The 20178-nt window shown below is 59.9% G+C and carries 24 protein-coding genes; 11 read left to right on the plus strand and 13 right to left on the minus strand.

The genetic code is table 11. From position 1 onward, the window contains the following. The first annotated feature begins 138 nt into the window (after positions 1 to 138). Positions 139 to 930 carry a crotonase/enoyl-CoA hydratase family protein gene (locus ACY4LX_RS24305; RefSeq protein WP_149660134.1) on the plus strand — a complete coding sequence of 264 codons (792 nt, stop codon included), beginning with the start codon at positions 139 to 141 and terminating at the stop codon, positions 928 to 930. Positions 931 to 1066: 136 nt separating this feature from the next. On the opposite strand, the gene ACY4LX_RS24310 is transcribed toward ACY4LX_RS24305, so the two are convergent. Continuing rightward, complete coding sequence (locus tag ACY4LX_RS24310; RefSeq protein WP_463258083.1) at positions 1067 to 1822, minus strand: spermidine synthase; 756 nt, start codon at positions 1820 to 1822, stop codon at positions 1067 to 1069. A 147-nt stretch (positions 1823 to 1969) separates the two neighbouring features. Between ACY4LX_RS24310 and ACY4LX_RS24315 the strand changes: the two genes are divergently transcribed. Beyond that, positions 1970 to 3316, plus strand: coding sequence for a class II 3-deoxy-7-phosphoheptulonate synthase (locus ACY4LX_RS24315; RefSeq protein WP_092279550.1), 1347 nt, complete (start codon positions 1970 to 1972; stop codon positions 3314 to 3316). 122 nt (positions 3317 to 3438) lie between these two features. Here ACY4LX_RS24315 and ACY4LX_RS24320 read toward each other — a convergent pair whose 3' ends face one another. Together ACY4LX_RS24320 and ACY4LX_RS24325 are read right to left on the minus strand one after the other, a co-directional pair. Continuing rightward, positions 3439 to 4662: a winged helix-turn-helix domain-containing protein gene (locus tag ACY4LX_RS24320; RefSeq protein ID WP_463258084.1), complete on the minus strand. Its 1224-nt coding sequence runs from the start codon at positions 4660 to 4662 to the stop codon at positions 3439 to 3441. Positions 4663 to 4726: 64 nt separating this feature from the next. Then, positions 4727 to 4942 carry a DUF1127 domain-containing protein gene (locus ACY4LX_RS24325; RefSeq protein ID WP_149660160.1) on the minus strand — a complete coding sequence of 72 codons (216 nt, stop codon included), beginning with the start codon at positions 4940 to 4942 and terminating at the stop codon, positions 4727 to 4729. 96 nt (positions 4943 to 5038) lie between these two features. Between ACY4LX_RS24325 and ACY4LX_RS24330 the strand changes: the two genes are divergently transcribed. Further along, the gene (locus ACY4LX_RS24330; RefSeq protein WP_149660130.1) at positions 5039 to 5893 is read left to right on the plus strand and encodes a LysR substrate-binding domain-containing protein; all 855 of its coding nucleotides are present in this window, start codon (positions 5039 to 5041) and stop codon (positions 5891 to 5893) included. On the opposite strand, the gene ACY4LX_RS24335 is transcribed toward ACY4LX_RS24330, so the two are convergent. After that, positions 5883 to 6632, minus strand: a complete 750-nt coding sequence (locus ACY4LX_RS24335; protein WP_463258085.1) for a sulfite exporter TauE/SafE family protein — start codon at positions 6630 to 6632, stop codon at positions 5883 to 5885. The genes ACY4LX_RS24330 and ACY4LX_RS24335 overlap by 11 nt on opposite strands. A 109-nt stretch (positions 6633 to 6741) precedes the next feature. Between ACY4LX_RS24335 and ACY4LX_RS24340 the strand changes: the two genes are divergently transcribed. From ACY4LX_RS24340 to ACY4LX_RS24350, 3 genes are all read left to right on the plus strand, one after another. Continuing rightward, positions 6742 to 7698 (plus strand): LysR family transcriptional regulator, encoded by a 957-nt coding sequence (locus ACY4LX_RS24340; RefSeq protein WP_463258086.1) that lies wholly within the window; start codon positions 6742 to 6744, stop codon positions 7696 to 7698. Positions 7699 to 7767: 69 nt separating this feature from the next. After that, entirely contained in the window at positions 7768 to 8229 is a 462-nt protein-coding gene (locus tag ACY4LX_RS24345) for a MarR family winged helix-turn-helix transcriptional regulator (RefSeq protein WP_149660159.1), read from the plus strand. 334 nt (positions 8230 to 8563) lie between these two features. Beyond that, a complete protein-coding gene (locus ACY4LX_RS24350) occupies positions 8564 to 8983 on the plus strand; it encodes an organic hydroperoxide resistance protein (RefSeq protein ID WP_149660127.1) in 420 nt (139 codons plus the stop codon). An 88-nt stretch (positions 8984 to 9071) separates the two neighbouring features. Here the strand turns inward: ACY4LX_RS24350 and ACY4LX_RS24355 are convergent, their stop codons facing one another. Then, positions 9072 to 9641 (minus strand): elongation factor P, encoded by a 570-nt coding sequence (locus tag ACY4LX_RS24355; protein ID WP_032626910.1) that lies wholly within the window; start codon positions 9639 to 9641, stop codon positions 9072 to 9074. A gap of 48 nt (positions 9642 to 9689) precedes the next feature. Then, positions 9690 to 10832 carry an elongation factor P maturation arginine rhamnosyltransferase EarP gene (gene earP / locus ACY4LX_RS24360; RefSeq protein WP_463258087.1) on the minus strand — a complete coding sequence of 381 codons (1143 nt, stop codon included), beginning with the start codon at positions 10830 to 10832 and terminating at the stop codon, positions 9690 to 9692. A gap of 124 nt (positions 10833 to 10956) precedes the next feature. Between earP and ACY4LX_RS24365 the strand changes: the two genes are divergently transcribed. Further along, complete coding sequence (locus tag ACY4LX_RS24365; protein ID WP_149660125.1) at positions 10957 to 11367, plus strand: hypothetical protein; 411 nt, start codon at positions 10957 to 10959, stop codon at positions 11365 to 11367. A 2-nt stretch (positions 11368 to 11369) separates the two neighbouring features. Further along, positions 11370 to 11852, plus strand: coding sequence for a GreA/GreB family elongation factor (locus ACY4LX_RS24370; protein WP_149660124.1), 483 nt, complete (start codon positions 11370 to 11372; stop codon positions 11850 to 11852). A gap of 6 nt (positions 11853 to 11858) precedes the next feature. On the opposite strand, the gene cysB is transcribed toward ACY4LX_RS24370, so the two are convergent. The 5 genes from cysB to ACY4LX_RS24395 all read right to left on the minus strand — a co-directional run bounded on the left by cysB (position 11859) and on the right by ACY4LX_RS24395 (position 15901). After that, entirely contained in the window at positions 11859 to 12833 is a 975-nt protein-coding gene (gene cysB / locus ACY4LX_RS24375; protein WP_054052018.1) for an HTH-type transcriptional regulator CysB, read from the minus strand. A gap of 203 nt (positions 12834 to 13036) precedes the next feature. Then, complete coding sequence (locus ACY4LX_RS24380) at positions 13037 to 13540, minus strand: universal stress protein (protein WP_149660123.1); 504 nt, start codon at positions 13538 to 13540, stop codon at positions 13037 to 13039. A 94-nt stretch (positions 13541 to 13634) separates the two neighbouring features. After that, positions 13635 to 14540 carry a 5'-nucleotidase gene (locus ACY4LX_RS24385; protein WP_463258088.1) on the minus strand — a complete coding sequence of 302 codons (906 nt, stop codon included), beginning with the start codon at positions 14538 to 14540 and terminating at the stop codon, positions 13635 to 13637. Positions 14541 to 14564: 24 nt separating this feature from the next. Then, positions 14565 to 15518: a putative 2-dehydropantoate 2-reductase gene (locus ACY4LX_RS24390; RefSeq protein WP_463258089.1), complete on the minus strand. Its 954-nt coding sequence runs from the start codon at positions 15516 to 15518 to the stop codon at positions 14565 to 14567. After that, a complete protein-coding gene (locus ACY4LX_RS24395) occupies positions 15515 to 15901 on the minus strand; it encodes a thioredoxin family protein (protein WP_463258090.1) in 387 nt (128 codons plus the stop codon). The genes ACY4LX_RS24390 and ACY4LX_RS24395 overlap by 4 nt, the downstream gene beginning before the upstream one ends. On the opposite strand from ACY4LX_RS24395, the gene ACY4LX_RS24400 reads away from it, so the two are divergent. Together ACY4LX_RS24400 and ACY4LX_RS24405 are read left to right on the plus strand one after the other, a co-directional pair. Then, positions 15900 to 16343 carry a PilZ domain-containing protein gene (locus ACY4LX_RS24400; protein ID WP_123406704.1) on the plus strand — a complete coding sequence of 148 codons (444 nt, stop codon included), beginning with the start codon at positions 15900 to 15902 and terminating at the stop codon, positions 16341 to 16343. The genes ACY4LX_RS24395 and ACY4LX_RS24400 overlap by 2 nt on opposite strands. A gap of 128 nt (positions 16344 to 16471) precedes the next feature. Beyond that, positions 16472 to 17548 (plus strand): 3-deoxy-7-phosphoheptulonate synthase, encoded by a 1077-nt coding sequence (locus ACY4LX_RS24405; protein WP_149660118.1) that lies wholly within the window; start codon positions 16472 to 16474, stop codon positions 17546 to 17548. 62 nt (positions 17549 to 17610) lie between these two features. Here the strand turns inward: ACY4LX_RS24405 and ACY4LX_RS24410 are convergent, their stop codons facing one another. Next, complete coding sequence (locus ACY4LX_RS24410; protein WP_020800382.1) at positions 17611 to 17898, minus strand: GNAT family N-acetyltransferase; 288 nt, start codon at positions 17896 to 17898, stop codon at positions 17611 to 17613. 643 nt (positions 17899 to 18541) lie between these two features. On the opposite strand from ACY4LX_RS24410, the gene oprI reads away from it, so the two are divergent. Beyond that, a complete protein-coding gene (oprI, locus tag ACY4LX_RS24415) occupies positions 18542 to 18793 on the plus strand; it encodes an outer membrane lipoprotei OprI (RefSeq protein WP_002553018.1) in 252 nt (83 codons plus the stop codon). Positions 18794 to 18916: 123 nt separating this feature from the next. Here the strand turns inward: oprI and ACY4LX_RS24420 are convergent, their stop codons facing one another. Continuing rightward, entirely contained in the window at positions 18917 to 19888 is a 972-nt protein-coding gene (locus tag ACY4LX_RS24420) for a L,D-transpeptidase family protein (protein WP_463258091.1), read from the minus strand. Between the last annotated feature and the right edge of the window lie 290 nt (positions 19889 to 20178).

Consider the following 20178-nt stretch of genomic DNA (forward strand, 5'->3'; position numbering starts at 1 on the left):
TGTCACACGCTTTGCGGATAATCGTGCAACGGTCTATTTTTCAAAGGCCCGGCCCTGCTGGCGATGGCGCTAAAACGGTTCACCCTGATGACCCGGACCTTCGGTCTGGCACCCCCTTCCCGCCCGAGGAAATACCTCATGAATCAGCCTGTTTCCAGTCGTGTCAGCCGCGAACGACGTGGTCATGTGTTGTTGCTGGGCCTGGACCGGGTCGCCAAACGCAACGCCTTCGACCTCGATCTGCTCAACGACCTGAGCCTGGCCTACGGCGAGTTCGAAGCCGACAACGAGGCGCGGGTCGCGGTGGTGTTCGGCCACGGCGAGCATTTCACCGCCGGGCTCGACCTGATCAATGCCAGTTCCGCACTCGCCGAAGGCTGGCAGGCACCGCCCGGCGGCTGCGATCCGTGGGGCGTGTTCGCCGGACCGAGGGTGAGCAAACCGGTGATCGTCGCCGCCCAAGGTTATTGCCTGACCATCGGCATCGAGCTGATGCTGGCCGCCGACATCAACCTGTGCGCCAGCAATACCCGATTTGCCCAGATGGAAGTGCAGCGCGGGATCTTTCCGTTTGGCGGCGCCACCCTGCGTTTGCATCAGGTGGCCGGCTGGGGCAACGCCATGCGCTGGCTGCTGACCGGTGATGAGTTTGATGCCCATGACGCGTTGCACCTGGGGTTGGTGCAGGAAGTGATGGCCAGCGAGGATCTGCTGCCGAGGGCAATTGAACTGGCAGAACGCATTGCCCGGCAGGCACCGCTGGGGGTCCAGGCAACATTGATGTCGGCCAGACAGGCGCGTTATGAGGGAGAAACCGCGGCGGCGCAGGCGTTACCGGCGATGGTGAAGAAGTTGTTGAACAGTGAGGATGCCAAGGAGGGGGTGCGGTCGATGGTCGAGAAGCGGCCCGGCGTATTCAAAGGCTGCTGACAACGCTTTTGTGGCGAGGGAGCTTGCTCCCGCTGGGCTGCGAAGCGGCCCCAAAAATCTTCGCAATCAATGCAGATCTTGTGAGTGCTGCGCACTCAAGCGGGAGCAAGCTCCCTCGCCACAGGACCTCACCGCATCACGTCGCCGGCCGAATCGCCTTGATCAACGACAACAACGAATACCCCAACCGCGGCGCCAGCCCTTCGGCCCGGGCGATCAAGACGTCCATGTCCAGTTCCTGATCCAGCTCCGACGGCACGATCAGGATCACGTTGCCCTCCTTCACCGGCAGTTCCCAGTAATGCCGGTGATAGAGCCCGCGAAACAACGCCGCGCCCAGGGGTTTGCCGTCATCGGTGGCCCATTGGTTGATCACCAGCCAGCCCCCCGGATTCAAGCGTTTCTGACAGTTTTCCAGAAAACTCCAGGCCAGATGCCCGACACCCGGCCCGACATCGGTATAGAGGTCGACGAAAATCAGGTCCGCCGGCTCAGCCGTCTCCAGCAAGTCCAGCGCATCGCCGACGCGGATATACAGCCGGGGATCATCATCCAGCCCCAGGTATTCGATGGCCAGGCGCGGCACGTCGGGGCGCAGCTCAATCGCTTCGACGTCTTCCAGCGGCAGGAACTTGAGGCAAGCCTGGGTCAGCGTGCCGGCGCCGAGGCCGAGGAACAGCGCGCTTTCCGGCTGTTCATGGCACAGCGCACCAATCAGCATGGCGCGGGTGTAGTCGTATTCCAGCCAGCTCGGGTCAGCAGTGAACACGCAGCTTTGCTCGATGGCATCGCCGAATTCGAGAAAACGGTAATCGGCTACTTCCAGCACGCGAATCACGCCGAACTCATCCTGTACCTCGGCGAGCAGATGCTCGACGCGCTCCTCAGTCATTTCGTCTCCTGATCGTCACCGATGCCGGCAACGCGACAAGCCGCCACATGAAGCGGCAAAGGCGCGATTGTCCGCGAAGCGACGGGAACAGGTCACGCACTAATTGCTGATAACATAAGCGCCCGTGCGTAAACACTAGAGACCGTGATGAGCCAACCCTGGAGCCCTGACAGCTGGCGTGCCTTGCCGATCCAGCAACAACCCCGCTACCCCGACGCCGCGCATTTGGCGCAGGTCGAGCAAACCCTGGCCAGTTATCCGCCGCTGGTGTTTGCCGGTGAAGCCCGGGAATTGCGCCGTCAGTTCGCCGAAGTGACCCAGGGCCGCGCGTTTCTGTTGCAGGGCGGCGACTGCGCCGAAAGCTTCGCCGAGTTCTCCGCCGCGAAAATCCGCGACACCTTTAAAGTGCTGCTGCAAATGGCCATCGTGATGACCTTTGCCGCCGGTTGCCCGGTGGTTAAAGTCGGGCGCATGGCCGGCCAGTTCGCCAAGCCCCGCTCAGCCAACGACGAAACCATCGACGGCGTGACCCTGCCCGCCTACCGTGGCGACATCGTCAACGGCATCGGTTTCGATGAAAAAAGCCGCGTGCCGGACCCGGAACGCCTGCTGCAGTCCTATCACCAGTCCACCGCCACCCTGAACCTGCTGCGCGCCTTCGCCCAGGGCGGTTTTGCCGACCTGCACCAAGTGCACAAGTGGAACCTGGACTTCATCGCCAACTCGGCCTTGGCCGAGAAGTACAGCCACCTCGCTGATCGCATCGATGAAACCCTGGCCTTCATGCGCGCCTGCGGCATGGACAGCTCGCCGCAATTGCGCGAAACCAGTTTCTTCACCGCCCACGAAGCGTTGCTGCTGAACTACGAAGAAGCCTTCGTGCGTCGCGACAGCCTGACCAACGATTACTACGACTGCTCGGCCCACATGCTGTGGATCGGCGACCGCACCCGTCAGCTTGACGGCGCCCACGTCGAGTTCCTGCGCGGGGTGAACAACCCGATCGGCGTGAAGGTCGGCCCGAGCATGAATCCGGAAGACCTGATTCGCCTGATCGACGTGCTCAACCCGGACAACGATCCGGGCCGCTTGAACCTGATCGCGCGGATGGGCGCGAACAAGGTCGGCGATCACCTGCCGCAGCTGATTCGCGCCGTTGAGCGCGAAGGCAAGAAAGTGCTGTGGAGCTCCGACCCGATGCACGGCAACACGATCAAGGCCAGCAGTGGCTACAAAACCCGCGACTTTGCGCAGATCCTCGGCGAAGTGAAGCAGTTCTTCCAGGTCCACGAAGCGGAAGGCACTTATGCCGGCGGTATCCACATCGAAATGACCGGGCAGAACGTGACCGAGTGCATTGGCGGGGCGCGGCCGATTACCGAGGATGGGTTGTCGGACCGGTATCACACCCATTGCGATCCGCGGATGAACGCGGATCAGTCGCTGGAATTGGCGTTTTTGATTGCCGAGACGTTGAAACAAGTCCGCCGCTGAGTCAGTGATCGTTCCCACGCTCTGCGTGGGAATGCAGCCCGTGACGCTCCGCGTCACTGGACGCGGAGCGTCCCTAGAAGCATTCCCACGCAGAGCATGGGAACGATCAGGTTAAGGCCTAATTACTCAATCTGCGCCAATGCCACCCGCAACCGCCCAGCACTCACCCGCTGACAATTCAACTGCACCCGCTCCAGCCCCAACCAATCCGCCATCTGCCGCAAATTCACCGCCAACGCCAGCATCCCCGCGTCATCCAGCCCCGGCTCTTCTTCGTGCACCGCATGCACCGCCAACCGGCCCAGCGCCCGATCCGCCCGCAGATCCACCCGCGCGGCAATCCGCTCATTGTGCAAAAACGGCAGCACGTAATAGCCGTAGACCCGCTTGTCCTGCGGCGTATAAATCTCCAGCCGATAACGGAAATCGAACAACCGCTCGGTGCGGCTGCGCTCCCAGACCAGCGAATCAAAGGGCGACAGCAAGGCGCTGGCCTCGACCTTGCGCGGGACCTTGGGCTCGGGCAGGCAATACGCCGGTTGGCGCCAGCCCTGAACTTCGCAGCTCAACAACTCACCGGCCTCGACCAGTTCCGCCAAACGCGGCCGGGCGTCACCGGGGTTGAGCCGAAAATAGTCCCGCAGGTCTTTTTCCGTCGCCACACCCAGGGCATTCGCGGCATGCAGCAACAGACCGCGCTGGGCTTCGGCTTCAGTGAGCAACGGCTGTTGGAGAACGGCCGAAGGAATCACCCGTTCCGGCAAATCGTAAAGCCGTTCAAACCCGCGTCGGCCGGCGACGGTCACTTCACCGGCGGCAAACAACCATTCCAGCGCATGCTTTTCGGCGCTCCAATCCCACCAGGGACCGGCGCGTTCCTGACGGGTCGACAAGCTACCGGCGCCCAATGCGCCGAGTTCTTCGACCGAGCCCAGTACCCGGCGAATCGTGTCCTGCTGTTCACGACCAAACTTCGCCAGTTGCTGGTAGATGTCTTCGCCGCGGGTAGCGCGCTGCATGCGCCAGCGCATCAGCGGGTACATGGACAGCGGCAATAACGAAGCCTCGTGGCCCCAATATTCAAACAACGTACGACGCCGCCCCTGACTCCAGGCAGCCTGGTCAAGCAGGTCGGATGAGTAATTGCCAAGACGGGAAAACAAGGGAAGGTAGTGCGAACGCACCAACGCATTGACCGAATCGATCTGCAAAATGCCCAGCCGTTCAATCAGGCGATTGAGCTGGACCGGTTTGATCGCCGCTGGCGGCTGGCGCCCGTTGAACCCTTGGGCAGCCAGTGCCAGACGTCGAGCCTGTTTGATGGAAAAGGACAGCGTTGCGGGCATGAGCATCTCCTTGTCTGCTCGCAACCTACCTCACCAGAGAGGGGTTTGTGTAGCAATGGCCTCATCATTTATGCATCGGATCGTCCCAGAACGGCCGGACCGATTCGTGCTCGACATCCGCACGGCTGACGCCGATGTCCTTCAGTGCTTCATCGCTCAAGCTCGCCAGCAGCTCACGTTCGCGGTGAAGTTCGTACCAGCGACTAAACTTGTGCAGCAAATCGGAAACCGCGTGGATCGAGAATTTTTCTGCCGTTACCTGCTCGTGTTGACCTTTCATCATGTCGCCCTCCTTTAGGGATGGCTGTAGTCTCGCGCTGGAGCTAAGATCAATCCAACGAATGTTTCTGATGCCATACATCTCGGAGATTGATGAATGTCTGCGTTCCCCAGTATCGATACCGATGTACTGCGCACGTTTGTCGCCATCGCCGACCTGGGCGGTTTCACCCGCGCCGGGGAACTGGTCAACCGCACGCAATCGGCGGTGAGCATGCAGATGAAGCGCCTGGAAGAAGACGTGTTGCAGCGCCAGCTGTTCGAGCGCGACGGGCGTCAGGTCAAGTTGACCGCCGAGGGCCAGGTGCTGCTCGGCTATGCGCGGCGCATCCTCAAACTGCACAGCGAAGTCTTCAATACCCTGCGCGAACCGCACATGGTCGGCACCGTGCGCATCGGCACGCCGGATGATTATGTGATGCGGTTTCTGCCGGGGATTCTGTCGCGGTTCGCCAAATTCTATCCGCTGATCCAGATCGAAGTGCATTGCGAGTCGACCAGGCAGTTGTTGCAGCGCCAGGACCTGGATTTGTCGATCGTCACCCGCGAACCGGGGACCGAGATCGGCCAGTTGCTGCGCAAGGAGCGTTTTGTCTGGGCCGAAGCGCAATGTTTCAGCGCCCACGAGCAGACGCCGTTGCCCCTGGCGATGTTCAACAGTGATTGTTTCTGCCGGTTATGGGCGTGCAATGCCCTCGACGCCATGGGCCGGGATTACCGCATTGCCTACAACAGCTCGAGCCTCTCGGCGTTGATGGCCGTGGTCAGTGCCGGCCTCGCGGTGACCGCGCAACTGGAAAGCCTGATCACCCCGGACATGCGCATCCTCGGCGCCGCCGAAGACCTGCCCATGTTGCCCGAGGCCAGCATCATGCTGGTGCGCAACCTGCACAACCCGTCGCCGATCACCGAATGCCTGGCCGAGCACATCGTCGAAGGCTTCAAACTTTAAGAGCGAGCATCACCGCACAGAACACCAGGAAACCGCAGAACAGCCCGCGCAGCAGCCGCTCCGGCATGGCGTGGGCGATTTTCACGCCCCAACTGATGCTCATCAATCCGCCAATTGCCAAGGGTAAACCGATCATCCAGTTCACCTGATGATGCACCGCGTACGTCACCAGGGTGACGCCGGTGCTTGGCAACGCCAGGGCCAGCGACAAGCCTTGAGCCACCACCTGCGAGGTGCCGAACAGGCTGGTCAGCACCGGCGTCGCCACCACCGCCCCGCCCACACCAAACAACCCGCCCATGGTCCCGGACGCCGCGCCGAGCACGCCCAGCCATGGCCAGGAGTAATGCATTTGCGAAGTCGCCGGTGCGTTGGCGGTAAACATTCGCACCAGGTTGTAGGTCGAGAGCGCCACCAGAAACGCGACAAATCCCACGCGCATGGTTTGCGCATCGATGCCCACGGCCCAGATCGAACCGATCCAGGCAAAACAAAACCCCATCGATGCCAGCGGCAATGCGTGACGCATTTCGATGCGATTGCGCTGGTGATAGCGCCACAGCGCCAGCATCACGTTCGGTACCACCATCACCAGTGCGGTGCCTTGGGCGATCTGTTGATCGAGACCGCACAACACCCCGAGCAGCGGAATGGCAATCAGGCCACCACCGATGCCGAACAAACCACCCAGAGTGCCCAAGGCAGCGCCGAAGATCAGGTACAGCAGAAACTCAAGCACAGGTCTATTCCCTCTTGTCAGGCGTTTCATCCTACGCAGTCGGCCCTGGCAGGGAAACGCATAGCAACGCACAATGGCTGTGCCGATTTCGCACAAGCGCTGGTAAACCATGAATCCCAATCAATTGACCGACCAACTCGGGCTGTTCCTCGATGTGCTCGAAACCGGGAGTTTTTCCGCCGCCTCCCGGCGCCATCCGCTGACGCCTTCGGCCGTGGCTCGGCGCATCGATAGCCTGGAAAGCGCCGTGGGCAGCCAGTTGTTCCTGCGCAGCACCCATGCCGTCCGGGCGACACCGGCCGGTCTGGCGTTTGCCGAGCGCGCGCGGCGAATCGTTGCCGAACTGCGCCTGGCCCGGGCGGAAGCGGTTTCTCTCAGTAGCGCCCCCGAAGGCTTGATTCGAGTGGACGCGCCCGCCGCGTTTGGTCGCCGACATCTGGCGCCGGTCATTGCCGATTTTCTGATGCTGTACCCCGGCCTCGATGTACAACTGCACCTGATCGACAGCTTTGTCGACATGCAGGGCTTGAACCTGGGCAAGGTCGATCTGGTGCTACGCGCCGGGCAGATGGCCGACACCCGGCTGGTGGCCACGCCGCTGGCGAACATGGTGCGCATCGCCTGCGCCAGCCCCGCCTATCTGAAGCGCCGGGGCGTGCCGACCAATCCATCCCAACTGAGCGAACACGACGGCCTCGACTGGGACGGCCTCGCCCCGCCCTTTGCCTGGCGTTTCGAGCAAGAGGGGCGCATGCAGTTGCACCGGCCCGCGCGCATTCGCATGAGCGCCAACAATGCCGAGGCGCTGGTCTGCGGCGCACTGGCCGGGCTGGGTATCGCGCATTTACCGACCTGGCTGGCCAGCGAATACCTGTTGCGTGGCGAACTGCTGCCATTGTTCTGTGAAAACGGCCTGCCGAAGCCGGAAACCGCCGGGATCTACGCCTTGCGTCTGGAACAGCAGGCCAGCTCCCGCAGTCGCCTGTTACTCGAATACCTGAAGACGCGCTTCAGCCCGATTGCGCCGTGGGATCTGGCCCTGCAAGGCAACCTTACCGGCTACTGAGCCATAATTATCTGGCGCATTAAAGATTCGCCCGCTAGATTCATGGCGATTACAGATCAAGGCTTTGACATGACCACCGACAGCAACACCCCGGACACTTGCGACCACCTGCTGCTGGACAATCAGGTCTGCTTCGCCCTGCATTCCACTTCGCTGCTGATGACCAAGGTCTACAAACCCTTGCTACAAGCGCTCGGCCTGACCTATCCGCAGTACCTGGCGATGATGGTGTTGTGGGAACGGGATGGTTTAACCGTAGGCGAAATCAGCACAAGGCTGCTGACCGATCCTGGCTCGTTGACCCCTTTGCTCAAGCGACTTGAAGTTGAAGGACTGCTCAGTCGTACTCGCAGCCGTGAAGATGAACGGGTGGTGATCGTCGAACTGACCGAACAGGGTCGCGCGTTGCGGGACAAGGCTCGGGATATTCCGCAGTGCATATTGGGGGCTAGCGGGCAGACGATCGAGCAATTGAAGAAGCTGCAAAATGATCTTCAAGCGCTGCGTAGCCACTTGCAGGACAGTCTTTAGGGACATTTGCTAGACCGCGTTTTCGTTCTTCGCGGGCAAGTCGAATCGTCGCACCGCTCGCTCCTACATTTGGAATGCGTTCCCCCTTGTAGGAGCGAGGCTTGCCCGCGAAGGCGCCCTCAAAAGCCGCAAATAATTTCCCGCCTGCACAACCCGCACAAACCCCTCTATTCCAAGCCTCTGCGGCGATTCGCATCTAAGACATCTCTCACAAGCCAAACTTTTTCAAAAATTTATCTTGCGCGCTAAATATTCGCGCGATACATTCACCTCGTACTTACTTAGCGCGCAAACATTTAGCGCAAAATACCCAAACCCGAATGAGGCTCACACCATGCAAACTCTCTACACCGCAATCGCAACTTCCACCGGTGGCCGTGACGGTCGTGCGGTTTCCAGCGACAACGTCCTGGACGTCAAACTTGCCACCCCGAAAGAACTCGGCGGTGCCGGCGGCGCGGCGACCAACCCTGAGCAACTGTTTGCAGCCGGCTACTCCGCTTGCTTTATCGGCGCACTGAAGTTCGTCGCCAGCCAGACCAAACGCACCATCCCTAACGACGCCTCGATCACTGCCCATGTCGGCATCGGCCAGATTCCTGGCGGTTTCGGCCTGGACATCGACCTGCACATCAGCCTGCCAGGTCTGGAACAAGCCGATGCGCAATCCCTGGTTGAAGCTGCCCACCAGGTCTGCCCGTACTCCAACGCCACCCGTGGCAATGTCGAAGTGCGTTTGCATGTGACCGTTTAACGTCCGGGCTGCGATCAGTTGATCTTCAAATCCAAGGCGAAAAAAAGCCCGACTCAATGGTCGGGCTTTTTCATTCCTGGGGCTGTGCTTATTTAGCACGGCCTTTGTAGGAACCGCCTTCGCGGGTGTCGATTTCGATGCGGTCACCGATTTCGATGAAGTCAGCCACTTGCAACTCAGTACCGTTGCTCAGCTTGGCAGGCTTCATGACTTTGCCAGAAGTGTCACCGCGAGCGGAACCTTCGGTGTAGTCAACGACGCGCACGATAGTGGTCGGCAGTTCTACGGAAACCAGACGCTCTTCGAAGAAGATGGCTTCGCAAACATCGGTCATGCCTTCTTCAACGAAAGGCAGAACAGCTTCGATGTCTTCAGCGTTCAGTTCGTACATGGTGTAGTCGGTGGTGTCCATGAACGTGTAGGTGTCGCCGCTGATGAAGGACAGGGTCGCTTCTTTGCGGTCGAGGATTACGTCGTCCAGTTTGTCGTCAGCGCTGTAAACGATCTCGGTCTTGTAACCGGTCAGCAGGTTCTTCAGCTTGGTCTTCATGATCGCGCTGTTACGACCGGACTTGGTGAATTCAGCTTTCTGAACCAGCCAAGGATCGTTTTCGAGACGGATCACGGTACCGGGTTTCAGTTCTTTACCAGTTTTCATTGCGAATATCCGAATTTGGATGGGATTTACAAAAATCTAGGCCGCGTATCATATCCAATTTACATAAAACTGTACCAGCGCCGCGGCAAGATCAGCTTGCAAGGCTTGTTCCAGACACCACGCTTCGGCGTGTTTTTGCAGCTCTGGCCAGTGTTTGCGGGTCGCGAGCCACTGGTCGGCCATGTCGTCGCCAGCATCCCAGGCTCGCCAAAGACCGCTGATCGCCTCTGTGGCGGGCGCCGACAGGCCTTTTGTATAGAGCGTGAGGAAGGCTTCGAGCTTGTCGAGGTGAATGTCTTCGTCCTGCTGGTAGATGTGCCACAGCAGCGGCCGCCCCGCCCATTGCGCCCGGACAAACGAGTCTTCGCCGCGTACGGCGTTGAAGTCGCAGCACCAGAGCAGGTGATCGTATTGATCCTGCCGGACGAACGGCAGCACCTGAAGGGTCAGGGCATCGCGCACATACAACGCACCCGCGGCGAGATCACTGACCCCGAGCCAGCGTTCAACGTCGCCGAGAATCCGCCCTTCCGGCACCAATAGATGCGTGGGCACCGAATCGCTCGCCAATGTATCGAGCCAACTGGCCAGCCCGGCATTTTCGTAGGCAAACAGCGAGATCAACTGCGCACCTTGCGCACGATCGACCCCTAACCCTTGCAGGAATTCGCGCTGGGCCGCGGGGCTTTGCTGAAACTGGCGACGCCGCTCCAGTAATCCGCTTTCCCGCAGCAAGCCACCGGTGCCTTTCTGGAACCCCGGGAAGAAGAAATATTTCTGCACACTCTTGTACTTCACCGACGGCAAACCGTGGCACCCGATGACCCAGTCTTCAGCGCTCAGGTAGTCGAGGTTCATCCACAGCGGCGGTTTTTCGCGCTCGGCCATGGCGTCCATGTAGGCGCTGGGCAGTTGGCAGGCGAACGCGGCGATCACCACGTCGGCAGCATCGGCAGGCTGCCACTCAGTCGGCCATTGGCACACCTCGACACCTTGCTGCCATTGCCGGGGTGCATGGATGTCGATCTCAGGGCACAGGCGTTCAAATGCCCGCAGATCATCGACCCACAAACGCACATCTAGCGCATGCTCGGCCACCAATTGCCGGGCCAGCCGCCAGGTCACGCCGATGTCGCCAAAATTGTCGACGACGATGCAAAAAATATCCCAGCGGGCTTTCAGTTCAGGCATTCCAGGAATCCGTTGGCAAAGGCGGCGATTGTCCGCATAAATTACCCCGTGCAGAAGAGCCAACGACGATTAATCTTCGTGCGACAATCGCCATCCGCCCGCGACCACCCGCCAGGAGGCAGCCATGCCCTACCGTCCCAACCCACGCCGTCCGTTGCCGATCCGCCTCAACGTCCTGCAACTGACCGGCAGCATTGCCCTGGGTCTGTGGCTCGGGTTCCTGGCCATTGCGCTGACGTGCTGGCTCGCTTCGCGTTTTATCTTCCCGGAGCAATTGGCGCCAGTGGCCCAGGCCGTGCAGCAACTGGCGCAACCGCCGGTGGTCCAACAGCCGGTGCCGGATATTCCGCCGCAGAGTCCGTTGTTCGAGCAATACAAAGAAAACCTGCGCAAGAACGAGCAACAGCAATTCCTCGATCAGGCCCGTACCAATAACCGTAATCTGTCGAACCCCAAATGCCAGTTCTGGTTGCAACAGGACCAGACCGCGCCGAACGAAAAAAGCCGCGCTAACGTCCAGCAATTCTGCGATTGATCATGAATAAGCACATTGTCCACCAACTGATTCTCGACAAGCTGCGCATCGACCTCGACATCGCCGAACGCGCTGCGCAAACCGCCTACGAAACCGCGACCCACGAAGAGAACATCGCCGAAAACAAATACGACACGCTCGGACTGGAGGCGTCTTACCTGGCGGCCGGGCAGGCGAAGCGAGTCGAGGAAATCCGCCATTCACTGACGCTTTGCCAGAACCTGGCGTTGCGCCCGTATGACGATCAGCGTGGCATCGAAGTCGGCGCCCTGCTCGGTCTGGAAGACGAAAAGGGTCGCGAACAATGGCTGTTCCTGGCCCCCGACGCGGCGGGCCTGAAGGTCGATCTGGTGGGGCAGATGATTACCGTCATCACCCCCCGCTCGCCGCTGGGCAAAAGCCTGCTGGGCAAGTTCGAAGGGGACGAGGTGGAGATTCTGGTGGCGGGCGCTCGGCAACAGTTTGCTGTTACCGAGGTTGTCTAACGAAGCTTAGTGGACCGGCAGTTCGACGCCGTCGAACAGCTCTTCCAGTTCCTGCTTGTTGTGGCACTGAATGGCTTTGGCCATGACTTCGCGGGTCAGGTGCGGGGCAAACTTCTCGATGAAGTCGCACATGAAGCCACGCAGGAAAGTGCCGCGACGGAAGCCGATCTTGGTGATGCTGGACTCGAACAGATCGCTGGCATCGAGCATCACCAGATCGCTGTCGAGCTTGGCGTCGACCGCCATTTTCGCGACGATGCCCACGCCCAGGCCCAGGCGCACGTAAGTCTTGATCACGTCGGCGTCGGCGGCGGTGAACACCACTTTCGGTGTCAGGCCACGATGACTGAAGGCTTCGTCGAGTTTCGAACGGCCGGTGAAACCGAACACGTAGGTCACGATCGGGTATTCGGCCAGGGCTTCGAGGGTCAGCTTCGGCAGCTTGGTCAGCGGGTGGCCCTGAGGCACGACCACGCAGCGATTCCAGCGGTAGCACGGCATCATCACCAAGTCACCGAACAGCTCCAGGGCTTCGGTGGCGATGGCGAAATCCACGGTGCCGTCAGCGGCCATTTCGGCGATCTGCATCGGCGACCCCTGGTGCATGTGCAACGCCACGTCCGGGTACTGCTTGATGAAGTTGCTGATCACTGGGGGCAACGCATAACGTGCCTGGGTGTGAGTGGTGGCGATCGACAGAGTGCCTTTCTTCTCGTTGGAGAATTCCTGGGCAATCTGCTTGATGCTTTCAACCTTGCGCAGGATTTCGCCGGCGGTGGTGATGATGCGCTCGCCGGCCGGGGTGACGCGGGTCAGGTGCTTGCCGCTGCGGGCGAAGACCTCGACGCCCAATTCGTCTTCCAGCAAACGAATCTGTTTACTGATGCCCGGCTGCGAGGTGTAGAGACTTTGGGCGGTAGCGGAAACGTTGAGGTCGTGGTGCGCCACTTCCCAGATGTAGCGCAATTGTTGAAGCTTCATATGAATCCCTCAAAGCAGGTAGACGCCACGGGCATCAGCGACGGTATATAACTATATTAATGGTTTGAAGAATAAATCTAGAACTTTTTTATCAGAACGCCATTATTCGTGTTCTTGTGCCCTGCTTCTTGAATACGTTCCTCTTTTGACGAGGGGCTGTTGCTGCCAGGCAAGGCGCCGCGACGAGTCATAGCCCGCGCGCACTACCGATCGCCCTGACGCCGACGCTCCACCAGCGGCACCAGATAGACCGGGACCCTGGCCAACTGCAACACCCGCGCCGCCGTGCGCCCCAAAGGCGTTTCCGCACCGGCGCGATGGCTATGACTACCTACGATCAGCAAATCCACCGAGAGTTTCTGCACCTGGTCGAGAATCACCTGCGACGGATCGCCCTGCAGCACCCGCACCGCTTTGATCCGTTCCAGATCCTGCTCCCCCTCATCCCCCAGCTCTTCACGAAAGCTTTCGAGTACCCGTTGCTCGATATTGGCGATCACCGTGTTCAGGCCCTGGCTGTGAAACTCGTTCAACGCCTGCTCATCGAGATAGCTTTGCAGCACCGACTCGGCGAACAGCCCCATCGGTTCCACGGCGTGCACCACATACAAGTCGGCATCGAAGGTTCGCGCCAGCGCCAAGGCGTGCTGCATCACCAAAGGTGCGTACAGGCCGAGGTCGGTGGCATACAGCATGGAACGAATCATATGACCTCCTTGCGTGCCGACATGGCGGAGATTGATTCAGCTTAGCAGTGCCTTGCCGAGTACGACGGGCCGCGTAACACCTTGACGCAGGAGCTTAAACTTTCTGCTCATTGCTTATGCCATGAGGCACGTGACCGGTGGCGACCACTTCGCGCGCCAGTTCGCAATGGCCGGCCTGATCGTCGAAAAACACGTCGGCGGCAAAGGCTTCCAGAAACGCCGCTTTGGTCAGTCCCCCCAGAAACAGCGATTCGTCCAGGCGGATGTCCCACTCGCGCAACGTGCGGATCACCCGTTCGTGGGCCGGTGCCGAGCGCGCGGTCACCAGGGCGGTGCGGATCGGACAAGCATCGTCGGGGAACTCGCGCTGCAACAGATTGAGCGCCGCCAGGAAGCCTTTGAACGGCCCACCGCGCAACGGCTCGCGGGCGGCTTCGCGCTCGCTGGCCTGGAACGCTTCCAGCCCACCAGCCTGATAGACCCGCTCCGACTCATCGGAAAACAGCACCGCGTCACCGTCGAAGGCGATGCGCAATTCGTCACTGGCGGCGCGGCTCGCGCCCCCCGAGAGAATGGTTGCCGCGGCAAAACCGGCGTCCAGTGCGCTGCGCACATCCTCGGCATGGGTCGAGAGAAACAGGTCGCAGCCGAATGCCTTGAGGTACGGATAAGGACTGCGTCCGCCGACAAACGCCGCCCGGGAAATCGCCAGGCCGTAATGGTGAATCGAGTTGAAGACCCGCAGGCCGGTGTCGGCACTGTTGCGCGACACCAGCACGACTTCGACCCGCGCGCGGCCAAGACTGGCGTTGAGCTTCAGCAGTTTTTCCACCAGCGGGAAGGCATCGCCGGGCTCGAGGATTTCGTCTTCGTGTTCGATCTGGTACTGCCGATAGGCTTCGACGCCGCTCGACAAATACACCTTGTGGCTCTCGCTCAAGTCGAACAACGCTCGCGACGAAATCGCCAGCACCAACTTGTCATCTATGTCTTTTGCCATGCCCTTCCCCTCTGGTGGATCGACTTAAACGTTACGTCGATCAATAAAACCGAGCGCCCGATACAGGGCCTCGATGCGCGGCAATTCACAGCCCGTCGCTTTCGCCGCCGCCAGGGGCCGGGCATAAATCGCCTCCAGCTCCAGCGGGCGTTTGTGCAGCAAATCGTGGTGCATGCTCGGCCAATAGTCGGGCATTTTCTCGGTCATCATGAACAGGTAGTCGGCATAACCGGGCGGTATGGCGTGACCACAAGCCTGGGCGCCCTGCACCACCTCGGCCATCAACGCCTGGATCAGCGCGCGGCTATCGGCATCGGCCATCAATGGCGTGGTACTCGCCCCCAGCAACACCGACAGACCGTTGTAAGGAATATTCCAGACCAGTTTCTGCCAGCGCGCCTGATGCAGGTTGGGCATGGCTTGCGAGTCGATGCCGGCGGCACGGAATAGGCCGGCGCCCTCCTCGACCAGCGCCATGCGCGCTGCTTCATCGCTGGCCGGGCCGCTGTGGTAGCCCACATTGACCGCGCCTAGCGCTTGATGGGTGATCACGCCCGGGCTTTCGCGGTGGACGCAAATCAGGCACAGGCCACCGAGCAGGTGCAGCGAGTCGGGCAGCACTTCACGCAGGCTGTCCTCGACATCCAGGCCGTTTTGCAACAACAGGACTTTGGCGCCGGGGGCAGCAGCCTGGGTAATGATCGGGGCCAGGCCCGAGCTGGTGCTCTTGGCCGCCACCAGCAACCAGTCGCAGGGTGGCATGTCTTCGGCCGCTGAATAGGTCTGGACCGGATTCAGGCTCAGCGCGCCATGCACCGCACTGTTGACTTGCAAGCCGTGCTCGGCGACTGCGGAAAACTCACTGCGCAACAGAAAGTGCACATCGAAACCGGCCCGCGCCAGCATCAGCCCGTAGAAACCACCGATCGCCCCGGTCCCGATAATGCCGATTGTCGGCTTGGCAACTGCTCCCATCATGGCAACTCCTCCGCAATTCGATTCAGCGCCTGCCCCACCGCTGCATTGAGTTCGGTGCTGGTCAGGCGTGACTGTACCGCCCCAAAAAACTCACCGTCGCGCACCAAAAACAGCGCCGGTAAATGAAAGACCTCATAACGCGCCACCAACCCGCCATTGTCCCCGGCGTCGATCCAGCACAGCTGATCCACCCTCAGATCGAGCCTGGGCAATTGCTCTCGGGCAAAACGACAACTGGCGCAGCCGACGCTGGTGAAAATCACAAGGGAAGTGCCGCTCATCGCCAGCAGCCGCTGGTCGGCGTCGAAATCGGTCAGTTCCGATTCGACCACTATACTGGGGGAAACAATGTCAAATGGGCGACACAGGGAGTCCGTGTTCATGGGACGTTTTCTTCCTCATCCTGACGATGTACCCGTGGAGCTGACGCTACTCAAACATGAGTGCATTTCACGGCAACGGCTGCACACTATCAGCCTCGGGGGCATGGCTTGCAATTACCACCGCGCCTGGCGTCACGGTACGGCGCTGGAAGTGCGCATGCCGACCTTGAACCCCGACTTGCGTTATCTGGGCTATGTGGCCTGGTGCCTGCGACGAAAGCGCGGCTATCTGGTGGGCATCGCGTTTGTGGACGAGCAGATGCTATTCAGTGCGCGGATGGGTGAGCAGGTGTGCCAGATTGAACACTATCGCCGGCTGCATGAGGCACATGATGACTTGCAGGATATTCAGGCCCTGGCCCTCGAATGGGTCCAGGAGCATGCCGACGAGTTCTCCCACGACACAGTCCGCAAGGCTTTTGCTCAGCCTGTGCTGGATTAAAGCGGTGTCTGCCCATTGTCGAATCACGGTGTAACGCGCTAAGGTTCCGCTCCCCGACGCGCTTAATTTGCTGTGCTCCGCCGCGCGGGTTCGCTGGCGGATGGCACCCGTGACCTGACGAGTAAACGATGGCTGATTTACCGATCAACGACCTAAACGTCGCTTCCAACGAAACCCTGATCACTCCCGATCAGCTCAAGCGTGATATCCCTTTGAGCGACGCTGCCCTGCGCACCGTGACCAAGGGCCGCGAAGTCATTCGCAACATTCTTGATGGCACCGACCACCGCCTGTTCGTGGTGATCGGGCCGTGCTCGATCCACGACATCAAGGCTGCCCACGAATACGCCGAACGCCTGAAGACCCTGGCCGCCGAAGTGTCCGATACCCTGTATCTGGTGATGCGCGTGTATTTCGAGAAGCCGCGGACCACCGTTGGCTGGAAAGGTCTGATCAACGATCCGTACCTGGATGACTCGTTCAAGATCCAGGATGGTTTGCACATCGGTCGCAAGTTGCTGCTGGACCTGGCCGAGATGGGCCTGCCGACCGCCACCGAAGCCCTCGACCCGATCTCCCCGCAGTACTTGCAGGACCTGATCAGCTGGTCGGCCATCGGCGCACGCACCACCGAATCCCAGACGCACCGTGAAATGGCTTCCGGCCTGTCCTCGGCCGTCGGCTTCAAGAACGGCACCGACGGCGGCCTGACTGTGGCGATCAACGCCTTGCAGTCGGTGTCCAGCCCGCACCGTTTCCTCGGCATCAACCAGGAAGGTGGCGTGTCGATCGTCACCACCAAGGGCAATGCCTACGGTCACGTGGTATTGCGTGGTGGCAACGGCAAGCCGAACTACGATTCGGTCAGCGTCGCGCTCTGCGAGCAAGCGCTGAACAAGGCCAAGATCAAGCCGAACATCATGGTCGATTGCAGCCACGCCAACTCCAACAAGGACCCGGCCCTGCAACCCCTGGTGATGGAGAACGTCGCCAACCAGATCCTCGAAGGCAACCAGTCGATCATCGGCCTGATGGTCGAGAGTCACCTGAACTGGGGCTGCCAGGCGATCCCGAAAGACCTCGCCGACCTGCAATACGGCGTGTCGATCACCGATGCCTGCATCGACTGGTCCGCCACCGAAAACACCTTGCGCAGCATGCATGCCAAGCTCAAGGACGTGCTGCCGAAACGCGATCGCAGCTGATCTACGTTTTTCGGGCACAAAAAAACGCCGGGCTTAACCCGGCGTTTTTTTATGCGTTGCGTTTACTGGCTCAGCTTCGCGGCGTGCCGCTGATGACGCTCCATGTAGCGCTCCACGTAGGAGCACGACGGGATCACCGTGTAGCCCATTTCTTCGGCGTACTGCAGCGCCTGCTCGGTCAATGCTGCCGCAATGCCGCGTCCACGCAATGCGTTGGGCACGAACGTGCGATAGATATCCAGGGTCTGTTTCCCCAGATCCATATAGGTCAGGTAGGCACGATGACCGTCCACATTGGTCTCGAACTGATGACCAGCCTGGTCATGGTGGATGGACAACGCCTCGCTCATCACTACTCCTCGCGGGTCTTGGATTCTGACCCCTACCTTACCGATGTTTTTCCGGCGAAGGAACATCTACGCCACCCTGTGCCTGAATGGACACCGAGAAGAGCGACACCGATCTCGCGCAACCTGGCACGTATCAAATAGTAGGCACCATTGGCGAAAATGCTCAAGGTGCGCTCGTCATCATGCTTAGGCGGCGACGGGTGTTGCTCATGGGTGACGCAGGGACGGCCCGACCGAAGATCTTCCCGGGTCGAAAGCCTGAACATTGCCGGATGTTGAGACTTAAGACGAGCGCCCTTGGTTAAAGTCACCTCTACATGCAGAAAGATATGAGAGCCGCTGCTCAAAATCCGAACAAAAGTGTAGACGAAACCATCTAGACAGACTTTAACAAATACCGGAAATACAGCCTTCGCAATAGGGAACTTTTCCCATGGGGCTCGCTCAGCTCGGGCCTCGCAGCTGGGTATTTTTTAAACAGCGCAGTTAAAAGTTGCTCGAAAAAGAATCAACGCCTACAATTTTTTTTGCTTCTTGCTTTACGTCAGTTTACTTACGACAAGTAATGGGTAGTATGTACGCCGGCTATTTCCTCACTCTGAGGAGACAGCCACTTAATAGAAAGTCCTTGAAGGGGAACACGATGAACAACGTTCTGAAATTCTCTGCTCTGGCTCTGGCCGCAGTTCTGGCTACCGGTTGCAGCAGCGTATCGAAAGAAACCGAAGCACGTCTGACCGCTACTGAAGACGCAGCTGCTCGCTCCCAGGCTCGTGCAGACGAAGCTTACCGTAAAGCTGATGAAGCTCTGGCTGCTGCTCAAAAAGCACAACAGACTGCTGACGAAGCTAACGAGCGTGCTCTGCGCATGCTGGACAAAGCTAGCCGCAAGTAATAGTCCTTCGGGATTGTTATCAAGCCGATCCATTTATGGGTCGGCTTTTTTTATGTCCGCCGTTTAGTCCCGGCCATAAAAGAACCCGCCGACGGCCAACGTCGGCGGGTTCTTTTGGAGTGCTTACTGCTGCAGATCGACCGGCACGCTCGACACCATCGGTGCGGAGGTGTTCGGTACGGCGATCTCTACTGGCAGGCCATCTTCGGCCGCCACCACGTCACGCACCACATCCCAGTTCATGCGCAGGTTGTTGGTGATGTCTTCACGCTTGAGCATCGCGTTGATCACCGCGGTGTGCTTGTCGACCACCGACGGGTTGCCGTTGTCGTCGAGCGGCGTGTGCGCTTCGAGGTAGACCTTGCCGCCACTCATGCCGAATTTGTACGGGTCATTGATGATGCGCACCGACGTACCGACCGGCACCATACCCGCCATTTCGAGCACGTTGTTGTTGAACATGCGGAAGCAGCCATGGCTGGTGCGCATGCCGATACCGAATTTTTTGTTCGAACCGTGGATCAGGTAGCCCGGGGTGCCCAGGCTGAACTTGAACGGCCCCAGCGGGTTGTCCGGGCCGGCCGGCACCACATTCGGCAACGGATCACCGTCAGCAGCATGCTCGGCCTTGATCGACGCTGGAGGGGTCCAGGTCGGGTTCGGCGTTTTCGCCGTGATGGTGGTGTGGGCGATTGGCGATCCCCAACCCTCACGACCGATCCCCAGCGGGAAGGTGTACACCACGTTCCGGCCTTTGGGGTAGTAGTAGAGGCGGTATTCAGCCAGGTTGATGACGATCCCTTCGCGCGGACCCGGTGGCAGGATGAAGCGGGTCGGCAACACGATTTCAGTCCCGGCGCCCGGCAGCCAGGCGTCGACGCCCGGGTTGGCCGCAACCATTTCCGTATAGCCCAGATCGTAGGTTGTACCAAGGTCGGCGAAGGTGTCTTCGTACTTGGCCTTGATCACTTGCACCTGACCGATGATGTCTTCACCAGGTGGCGGTAGAGGCAGCTCTAGTGCTGAAACCGGACCGGCTGCACAGAGGGCAGCAAGGGTCAGGCAGCGGGTGACGGCAGGAAAGCGCGGCAACATCCGGAAAATCCTTCGCAGGGTCGACAAGGGTATAAGAACGCGATTGTACACCGACACCCGTAAATTCGGGGAGGTCGAGAACGTGGCAGGCGATACATGACGTTTTTTTCATGTACAGGGGTGTGTGGTTGGAAAGCTTTTGTGGCGAGGGGGCTTGCCCCCGTTCGGCTGCGAAGCAGTCGTAAATTCATCACACGCGGTGTGTCAGTTGAAGCCCGGCGGCAGGATTTGGCACTGCTTCGCAGCGCAACGGGGGCAAGCCCCCTCGTCACAAGGGCTGTCGCACTGGC

This window comes from Pseudomonas sp. Emmai, from assembly GCF_055179735.1.